This is a genomic window from Ruegeria sp. YKSF131 (assembly GCF_059612645.1).
This window is the reverse complement of sequence record NZ_JBXWQZ010000099.1, coordinates 1-8,966: the sequence shown is the minus strand read 5'-3', so window position 1 is coordinate 8,966 and position 8,966 is coordinate 1. Positions and strand designations below refer to the sequence as shown.

Genomic DNA, 8,966 nt, shown 5'->3' with positions numbered 1-8,966 from the left:
TCTGCAACAAGTCCCAGGCATAGGCTTCGCCGTCCAGCCCGGTGGCGGAGACGTTGATCATGGCGAACATTCCCGCCTGAGGCCGGTGAACGGTCAGATCCGTTTCTGCTTCGAGGCGATCAGCCAAAAGCGTGGCGCGCGCTGAAAAACGGGCGGCCATGCCGGAGGCAACCTCGGACCCGTCGCGGATCGCCTTTTCAGTCATATCGGCGATAAAGGGCTGATTGCCGAAAAGCATGGTCTCGGAATAGGGCAGTAGCGCTTCGCAAAACGCGGCTGGCCCGACACACCAGCCACTGCGGAACCCCGGCGCGGCATGTGATTTCGAGATGGATGATACGCCTATGACACGATCCGCCAGTTCCGGGTCTGCCAGTGGCGACACAAATCTGGCCCCGTCAAAGATCAGTTCTTCATAGACCTCGTCCGAGATAATCCACAAATCATGCGCAATCGCGAGCTGTCCGATCTCGGTTAGCTCCTCGGCGGTCAGGATCGCGCCCGTTGGGTTGTGTGGCGTTGTCAGAAGAATGGCGCGGCTGCGCGGTGTTACGCGTGCGGCGATATCTTTGGCCTGCATGCGAAACCCGTGTTCCGGGCGCAGCGGTACGGGCACCATTTCCGCCCCGGAAGCACGCACGACCCCTTCGTAGGTTGCATACATCGGATCACCGACCAGAACTTCGTCACCGGCCTCGGCAACGCCGGCCATGGCAGCGAACAGTGCGGTCTGCGTTCCGGGAAAGCACAGAAAATTCTCGGGCCCGAAAACGCGTCCGCGGGAAGCCGAGTAACGGGCGGAAAGCGCGTCAAGCAAGCCAGCTTCGCCACGGCCATTGGAGTAGCCCGTTCGCTGGGCCCGCAGTGAGGTTACGGTGGCTTCGACCAGCGCGTCCGGCACCGGCACGTCCGGTTCACCTATCGTCATTTCGACGATGTCCGCTCCGGCCTTGATAAGGTCGCGCGCTTTCAGATGTACGCCCCATTTGGCGCCACCCAAGCCCGCCAACCGTTCTGTCACCGATGTGGTCTTCATGGTTGTTCCACTTCTTTGATCAATGGGATACCGACGATAGCACTGACGGAATCCAATCCGATCTGCGCCAATTGACCTTCGGAAAATTCATCTGGAAGCGCACCGCCTTCCAGCCAAAGACCATCGATAACCGCGTTGCAGGCAATGGCCAGTTGCACGGCTTGCGGCGTGGTGACTGGACGTCCGGTTTCTTGCAATGCGGCGACGATCAGCTTTTCAAGCTGATCCCGGAAATAGTTATAGGTTTGCTGGTGGATGCGTTGCATTTTCGGATCACGCTGCACCTTGTTCAGGAAGCCGGCCCACAAGGCCACAGCGCTTGGATCAACGATTGGCGGTCGCAGCGACGCATCAACGAAGTTGGTCAACTGAGATACTGCGCTGCCTTTCCCTGACGACGCAGCTGTCTGATCGGTCAGCGTATTCATGTGATGTTCGTACGCAGCCTGAACCAGTTCCTCCTTGGATGAGAAATAGTGCCGGATCAGCCCTTGGGTCACGTTCGCGCGGGCCGCGATCTGACGCACAGTGGCACCCCGAACGCCCATCTCGGCAATCAGGTTCAAAGTCGCCAGGATCAGCGCCTCGCGCCGAAACTCGGCAGATTCACGTGTAAATTTACGGCTGTCGTCCTGCACGTCCGGGCCATCCATGGTACGGAATTATTATACACTTGCATAATTGCGAGATTCGAGGCTTACTGCAAGCTGAAATCAGAAGATTCTTGGATATGGACACAGCCAAAGCAGCAACACCCGCACGCGAAGCAACCACGTCTGAAGAGGCGATAAGGGTTGAGGACCTGCACAAGTCTTTCGGCACGCTGGAGGTTTTGAAAGGTGTCTCGCTGACAGCGAACAAGGGCGATGTCGTTGCCATCATCGGGGGCTCAGGCTCGGGCAAATCCACGATGCTGCGCTGTATCAACTTTCTGGAAACACCAAGCTCGGGAAAGATCACGATCGGCGGTGAGCTGGTTGAAATGCATGCCGACGGCAGCCCCTCGAACCGCCGCCAGATCGAACGTATCCGTACACGGCTGGCGATGGTTTTCCAGCAGTTCAATCTGTGGACACACCGTACGCTTCTGGAAAACGTGATCGAGGTGCCGGTACATGTCCTTAAGGTACCAAAGGCCGAAGCTATCGCTCGGGCGCATGAACTGCTCAAGAGGGTGGGCCTCGGCGACAAGGCCGACACCTATCCGGCCTATCTGTCAGGCGGTCAGCAACAGCGCGCTGCCATCGCACGCGCGCTTGCGGTGGATCCTTCCGTAATGCTTTTCGATGAGCCAACTTCGGCGCTTGATCCAGAGCTTGTAGGCGAAGTTCTGACCGTAATCCGGGATCTTGCAGCGGAAGGGCGCACAATGCTGCTTGTGACCCACGAAATGAAATTTGCGCGCGAAGTCGCGAACCACGTCGTCTATCTTTTCGAGGGCCGCATTGAAGAGCAAGGCCCACCTGCAGAGGTCTTCGGAAATCCAAAATCAGAGCGATTGAAGCAGTTTCTCAGCTCGGTCTCCTGATCCAGAAAAACAACATAATGAACCAAAGGGAGTAACAAAATGAACGTCAAAAAACTGCTCGCGTCCGGTCTTGCCGCCGCTGTCCTTTCGGCTGGTGTTGCCAGTGCAGAAGAGGTCAAGATCGGCATCGCGGCCGAGCCTTATCCGCCCTTCGCGTCGCTGGACAGCTCAGGCAACTGGGTTGGTTGGGAGATCGATGTCATCAATGCAGTTTGCGCTGCCGCGGAACTTGACTGTGTTATCACACCGGTGGCCTGGGACGGTATTATCCCCTCGCTGACCGGACAGCAGATCGACGCCATCATGGCCTCGATGTCGATCACCGAGGAACGGTTGAAAACCATTGATTTCAGCGATCCTTACTATAACACACCTGCGGTTATCGTTGCCGATAAATCGATGGATATCGAAGCAACCCCGGAATCGCTGGCGGGTAAAGTCATTGGCATTCAGGCTTCGACGATCCACCAAGCCTATGCGCAGGAATACTTCAAGGATTCCGAACTGCGCGTCTATCAAACTCAGGATGAGGCCAATCAGGACCTGTTTGCCGGTCGGATCGATGCCACCCAAGCTGACAGCATTGCGATGGCCGATTTTGTGAATTCGGATGCCGGTGCTTGCTGCGAAATCAAAGGTGCCGTGAAGGACGATCCAGCCATTTTGGGGCGTGGTGTCGGTGCGGGCGTCCGTAAAGGGCAGGATGACCTGCTTGCGGCGTTGAACAAGGGCATCGCGGCAATTCTTGCCGATGGCACGCACGAGAAGATCACGTCGAACTATTTCTCGACCAGCATCTACTAAGCCGTTGCCGTGACCGGATTTCTGGAATCACTAGGTTTGGCGCAGAGCGCAGAGCTTCTGTCGCTCTCGCCACCGGGGTGGGGGGCTAATCTGCTACGCGGATTGTCCCACTCCTTGCAGATCGCTTTTGGCGCATATGCACTGGGCCTCGTGATCGGATTGTTCGGAGCGTATGGCAAACTTTACGGCGGAAAGGTCACGCGCGACCTTCTTGCCATTTACACGACCGTGATCCGGGCCGTGCCGGAACTGGTCCTGATCCTGATCCTGTATTACGTAGGATCCGATATTATCAACAAAATATCTGCTGCCATGGGTGGTGGCCGGGTTGAGATCAACGGAGTTGCCGCAGGCATTTGGGTGCTGGGCGTCGTTCAGGGCGCGTATGCGACCGAGATTCTGCGCGGTGCCATTCAGGCGGTTCCGCCCGGTCAGATCGAAGCGGCGAAATCCTACGGAATGCCGGCATTCATGACCATGCGGCGCGTCACGATCCCCGCCATGATGAGCTTCGCCGTACCTGGTCTGGCCAACCTGTGGCTGATTGCAACCAAAGACACAGCATTGCTGGCTGTAGTCGGTTTTAACGAGCTGACGTTGGAAACGCGCCAGGCGGCCAGCAGCACGCGGGCCTACTTCACCTTTTTCTTGGCGGCGGGCTTCCTTTATCTGATGGTTACGCTGTTTTCGGGTGGGATCTTTGCGCGGATTGAGAAATGGGCCCGTCGCGGCCAACCCGCTCTGAACGGAGGCAGCAGATGATCGACCTCAGATCTCTGATGCAACCTCATCGTATCGTGATGATGCTGATCTTTGCCGGGATCGTGGTTTGGTGCGCGATGACATTGCGGTGGGACTGGATACCCAATTATGCGCCGCTTGCATTGCAGGGAATCTGGACCACGCTCTGGCTGCTGGTTGTCACGATCGTTCTTGGTTTTTTACTGGCTGTACCCCTTGGGTTAGCGCAGGCCGTTGGGCCATGGTACCTTGCGGCACCTGCAAAGGCGTTTTGCACAATCATTCGCGGCACGCCGCTGCTTTTGCAGCTTTGGCTGCTGTATTATGGCCTCGGCTCTCTGTTTCCGCAGTTTCCATGGATACGATCGTCTGATCTTTGGCCGTACCTGCGTCAGGCTTGGCCCTATGCGGTGCTGGCGTTGACACTTTCTTATGCGGGTTACGAAGGTGAGGTCATGCGCGGAGCCTTCAAGGGCGTTGCCAAAGGACAGCTGGAGGCGGCCAAGGCGTTTGGTATGCCAAGGCTGACGATGTTTCGCCGTATCTGGTTACCACAGGCAATCCGCAATGTTCTGCCGACTTTGGGCGGTGAAACCATCCTGCAATTAAAGGCAACACCGCTGGTCGCCACAATAACCGTGGTTGATATCTATGCCGTGTCGTCCCGTGTGCGCGCCGATACGTTTATCGTCTACGAACCGCTTATCCTGTTGGCCGTATTCTACATTCTCGTAGCGGGCGTAATTGCCTTGGTGTTCCACTGGCTGGAGGTGAAGGTTTTGGGAACCGGACGCCGCAATGGGCCCATCGGATAGTTCTAGCAAGAAGCCGAAGGAAACTTGCTCTGCGATTAGCGAAGCGGTTATTCGATGAATTGCTCCTAGCGACCGAGATTGCAGGCTTAAGCGTAAAACAGGTGTTTGAAACGGGATCAGGGAAGTTGGTTTCGTTCGCGATCCGTAAATTCAACGCTCTAATGATACAGCATCTAGGGTAGCTGCACGACAAGAGGGCATGAGTGCCAGCGCGGCCATAGGTGAGAGGAACCGCTTGGCGCGATAGCCGAACAGCGAGAAAATTGAGTGGTGCTAAGACAGCGGTCCCAACATCAATGCAGTTCGGGAATTGCCACTCTGGTTGTCTTACGTTGGTAGGATATTGTGGTTCATCCTGAACAAATTGGTGGGATCGTACTTTCCTTTGATCTTGGAAAGTTTTTCGCCGTTCACACCATAAGCGCCGGTCACGTGGTCTGCCTGGTCTTCAGGCATGAAGTTCACATAGGCACTGCCTGTTGAGTATGGTTTCATCTGTTCGTACAGCTGGCGTGCCCACCCGATGCAGGTGTCATCCTTGTCAGGGTCCTCCCATCGTGTGTGGACATTCATGATGAAATGCGCAGATCTTTGCGGGTAGGCGGTAGAAGCGGGTTCAACGCGGGCCATCGCGCCACCGACATGAGCAATGAAAACCTCACATGCTGGGTCAGGAAGGGTGGAAATCGCGTCCAGCAGGTCCGTGATGGCGGCCGGGGGCAACGTGTTGAAGTCATGACTTTTCCAATAGTTGCGGACGCCCGGCGACAACAGGGGATCAAACGCCGCCTGCCAGTCCACGAACCTGTGCGGTGAAATGACATCCACAATCGGCTCACCCAGCGCGCGCAAGGCCGACATCGCTTTTTCACCCTCATCCATCGGGCCGCTATAGCACGCCGCGAAAATCAGCACCTCGCGCCCGTGCCACTCTTCCGGCAGGAACGGGAGTGGCGGCGCTTTTCGCATCACGCTCCAGACGGTGAGCTCATCGGGGGAGGTGTCTGCAATGGCCACAAACGCGGAAAGCAGCTCTGGTGCCTTTTCGATCGGGTGCACGATCAGGCCGGACAGGATATCGGGCCCAAGATCATACAACTGGAATTCGAATGAGGTGACGACACCGAAGTTTCCGCCACCACCACGAATGGCCCAGAAAAGTTCCGGGTGGCTCGTGGACGAGGCGGTGACGATCGCGCCATCCGCCGTCACGACTTCTGCCGACAGAAGGTTGTCGATCGTCATGCCGAATTTCCGCGTCGTCCAGCCAAAACCGCCACCCAAGGTCAGCCCTGCGATGCCGGTTGTCGAGTTGATGCCTGTGGGGACAACAAGACCATGGGCCTGTGTTTCGCGATCAACGTCGCCAAGCAACGCACCCGGTGCAACCCGGACAGTTTTGCCGGCAGGGTCCACGTGAACCGAACGCATCTGGGACAGATCCAGCATGACGGCCTTGTCCGCGACGGCGTGCCCTGCAATCTGGTGTCCACCTGATCGAACGGTCATCATGAAGCCTGCTTGTCGGACGAAGTTTATTGCCTTCTGGACATCGCTTGCCCCCATCGCACGGATCACGAAGGCGGGGTAACGCTCGAACATGCTGTTCCAGGTAATCCTGGCTTCTTCATATTCCGGGGTTCCCGGCAGGTAGACCCCGCCGCGCAGTGAGGCATCTAGCGCGTCCAAATCGCCTTGATCCACAGTCGCGATACGTCCGTCGAGTGCTTTCAGGTCAAACATGCTTAGGCCTCCCTTGTTTCAGGAAAGGTTTCGCGCACGGCTGCCTCGTGAATTTGTTATTGCCCTGAGAAGGGGATACTTGGTTGTGGGGGAAAGCTGGTCGTCAGGCAAATATTCCCGGATCGATCCGATCTACCGGCGTGATGACATCGGCAGGAATGTTTAGACGCTCGGCCGCTTTTCGCAGGCTTTCTTCATCCGGGGCTTCGTAAAGGCAGTATGTTTTGCGCTTATCTGCGCTGAGGAAGGAAAAGATCCATTCAATGCCGACTTCGTCATTGATTTCTTTGATGTGGATTTTGTCGTTGTCGCTGATATTCAGCTGTTCCGCAAAATTTCGTTCAATGATGTATCGTGGCATTATGCCCCCCAAGCATTTTCCGGACCTTAACTGGCTACCCCTTCGAGCTTTGACTTAAGGGAAACCATACTCAATTTCTGTGATATTGCCAACGCTTCCCCTTCCAGTTGAAACGCCAGTTCCAAATCGCTGGGGCGGCCCTGTTGTCTGAGTGCTGATGCATACGCTGCCTTGGAATGCGCAATCCAAGGTGGGCAATTCATCCGCGTGTCAATCTCGATGGCTTTCCGGAACATCTTCCCGGCAATTTCCCAGTCTTTCAGCACCGTTGCCAGTCTCCCCAAGCGTCTGGCTGCGGCACCTGTGCAAACTGTGGTTGCCCCTGCGGTGATCGTCAGGTCTTCGTAAGGTTGCAGCATACTGTAAAGCGTCTGGGCATGACCCGGATGCCCGACAGCCACGCAGATGTCAGCAAGATAGGACAGAGTTGTTGAATACATGGCATCTGGCGGTAGGTCGAAGCCGTTTTCCGCCATTTCATTCAGTATTCTTTCAGCCGGTTCCGTGTATCCCAGTTCGGCTGCGATAAGGCCAAAACCAGGCTTCCACGAGATGTCTTCGGGACTGTCGGTCATCAGTTTCTTAATCACAGGCGCGACCTCGTGCAGGCGGTTCTGCTCGCGGCGGATGGTAAACATCTGAACGCCGAAAACGCCCTCGACATGTTCGCCGTGCGTTTTTCGACCGATCTTGACCGCTTCGGTGGCGTGCTTTTCAGCCTGAACAAAGTCGCCGTCCATGATTGCAACCATGGCGCGTGCGTGTTTTTGAACCCAATAGAGTTGCAGATGATTGTCCTTTTCGGAAATCGCCGTCAGCAATTCGAGTGAGTTGTCCAACAGGTCGCGGTCGGCCATTTCAGCGCCGACAAACAGGCTGAGCGTCCGGTCGCGGCCCTGATCAATACTGCCAAGGTGTTCCGCTACCTGATGCATGGCGTCCAGGTTTTCACGCCAATGTCGTGCCTCTTGCCCGTTGCGCGCAACGAATGGCGCCCCAAAATGCATCATCATTACCGAAAACTGGGATTTATGATCCCCAAGCTTCGCCGCCAGTTCCATGGATTGCTGACCAAAGCGGGTGCCTACGGAAAACTGGCCGACAAACATATACGCCCGCGCAAGTTGGCTCATCAACCGGCACCGCCTGACTTCGTCATTGTCAGACAGGTCTTTTAGCGCCTTTTCACAAAGGTCAATCGCTTCGTGATGTCGCTTGCTCGTCATCATGCACGAGTCAGCAAAATGATTGGCTGCATCGGCTGCCAGCTCCACATCGTGGAGTTTCTGGGCAGCGGTAGATGCACTTTTCAGAACCGCTATCGCCTCGGACAACTGACCCTGGCTGTCATGGCTGCGGCCAACCAGGATCATGCCCCTGACCATTTCCGGGCAGGTTTCCGAGTTCAGCTGCTTAGCCGCTTTGAGCGTCTCCTGCGCATTAGTCATCGCTTCCTGGCTGGCTGACCGGGCCAACGCCATTTCAGCCGCAGCTTCCCATTTGTCGAATGCGGCGCGCCATTCTTCTGCTTCTGACAGATGGCGGGCCACCAGCTCGGGCCGGCGTTCGATTTCAGCAGATCGCATCGCGATCAGTGCGCGGGCAACGTCTGAATGTTGCTGCCTGCGGGTAGAGCTTAACATGGATTGATATGCCGTATCGCGGATAAGGGCATGGCGGAACACGAAATGCCCGCGGTTGTTTCCGCTTTCAAAGATCAGTCCCGTTCGCGACAGTTCTTCGAGGCGAAGATTGATATCTGCGCGTTCCAGCCCCATCGCGGCACTTAACAAATCTGGTTCAAATTCCCGCCCAATGACTGACCCCGTCAACGCGACCTGTTTGGCCTCGGGCGAAACTGCATCAAGCCGCGCCATCAAGGCGCCCTTCAGCGACGATGGTATGCGGACTTGTCCCTGCTCATCTGCATTCACGATC

General features: G+C 56.3%; 9 protein-coding genes. 4 read left to right on the top strand and 5 right to left on the bottom strand.

The genetic code is table 11. The features are described from left to right. Positions 1-1,036, bottom strand: a 1,036-nt coding sequence (locus tag AC2FLZ_RS21115; protein ID WP_496882734.1) for a pyridoxal phosphate-dependent aminotransferase, incomplete at its 3' end; no start/stop codon positions are given. Continuing rightward, positions 1,033-1,689 (bottom strand): TetR/AcrR family transcriptional regulator, encoded by a 657-nt coding sequence (locus tag AC2FLZ_RS21110; protein WP_496882733.1) that lies wholly within the window; start codon positions 1,687-1,689, stop codon positions 1,033-1,035. The genes AC2FLZ_RS21110 and AC2FLZ_RS21115, both read right to left, overlap by 4 nt. A 77-nt stretch (positions 1,690-1,766) precedes the next feature. Here AC2FLZ_RS21110 and AC2FLZ_RS21105 point away from each other — a divergent pair, with 77 nt between their 5' ends. Genes AC2FLZ_RS21105 through AC2FLZ_RS21090 form a run of 4 tightly spaced genes read left to right on the top strand, consistent with a single transcriptional unit; the run spans position 1,767 to position 4,924 of the window. Next, positions 1,767-2,564, top strand: coding sequence for an ABC transporter ATP-binding protein (locus AC2FLZ_RS21105; RefSeq protein WP_496882732.1), 798 nt, complete (start codon positions 1,767-1,769; stop codon positions 2,562-2,564). Between the two features lie 39 nt (positions 2,565-2,603). Next, entirely contained in the window at positions 2,604-3,368 is a 765-nt protein-coding gene (locus AC2FLZ_RS21100; protein ID WP_480475308.1) for a transporter substrate-binding domain-containing protein, read from the top strand. Between the two features lie 9 nt (positions 3,369-3,377). After that, on the top strand, positions 3,378-4,130 hold the full coding sequence (locus AC2FLZ_RS21095) for an ABC transporter permease (protein ID WP_480475310.1): 753 nt from the start codon (positions 3,378-3,380) through the stop codon (positions 4,128-4,130). After that, on the top strand, positions 4,127-4,924 hold the full coding sequence (locus AC2FLZ_RS21090) for an ABC transporter permease (RefSeq protein WP_480475312.1): 798 nt from the start codon (positions 4,127-4,129) through the stop codon (positions 4,922-4,924). The genes AC2FLZ_RS21095 and AC2FLZ_RS21090 overlap by 4 nt, the downstream gene beginning before the upstream one ends. Positions 4,925-5,251: 327 nt before the next feature. On the opposite strand, the gene AC2FLZ_RS21085 is transcribed toward AC2FLZ_RS21090, so the two are convergent. From AC2FLZ_RS21085 to AC2FLZ_RS21075, 3 genes are all read right to left on the bottom strand, one after another. Then, positions 5,252-6,667 (bottom strand): FAD-binding oxidoreductase, encoded by a 1,416-nt coding sequence (locus AC2FLZ_RS21085; RefSeq protein ID WP_496882731.1) that lies wholly within the window; start codon positions 6,665-6,667, stop codon positions 5,252-5,254. Between the two features lie 103 nt (positions 6,668-6,770). Beyond that, positions 6,771-7,028 (bottom strand): DUF4242 domain-containing protein, encoded by a 258-nt coding sequence (locus tag AC2FLZ_RS21080; RefSeq protein ID WP_209504668.1) that lies wholly within the window; start codon positions 7,026-7,028, stop codon positions 6,771-6,773. 26 nt (positions 7,029-7,054) lie between these two features. Continuing rightward, the coding region (locus AC2FLZ_RS21075; RefSeq protein ID WP_496882730.1) for an ATP-binding protein at positions 7,055-8,966 on the bottom strand (1,912 nt) is incomplete at its 5' end.

Excerpts from the sequence above, each read along its gene's own strand:
- AC2FLZ_RS21110 (WP_496882733.1), bottom strand. The coding sequence starts at position 1,689 with ATGGATGGCCCGGACGTGCAGGACGACAGCCGTAAATTTACACGTGAA.
- AC2FLZ_RS21105 (WP_496882732.1), top strand. The coding sequence starts at position 1,767 with ATGGACACAGCCAAAGCAGCAACACCCGCACGCGAAGCAACCACGTCT.
- AC2FLZ_RS21100 (WP_480475308.1), top strand. The coding sequence starts at position 2,604 with ATGAACGTCAAAAAACTGCTCGCGTCCGGTCTTGCCGCCGCTGTCCTT.
- AC2FLZ_RS21090 (WP_480475312.1), top strand. The coding sequence starts at position 4,127 with ATGATCGACCTCAGATCTCTGATGCAACCTCATCGTATCGTGATGATG.
- AC2FLZ_RS21085 (WP_496882731.1), bottom strand. The coding sequence starts at position 6,667 with ATGTTTGACCTGAAAGCACTCGACGGACGTATCGCGACTGTGGATCAA.
- AC2FLZ_RS21080 (WP_209504668.1), bottom strand. The coding sequence starts at position 7,028 with ATGCCACGATACATCATTGAACGAAATTTTGCGGAACAGCTGAATATC.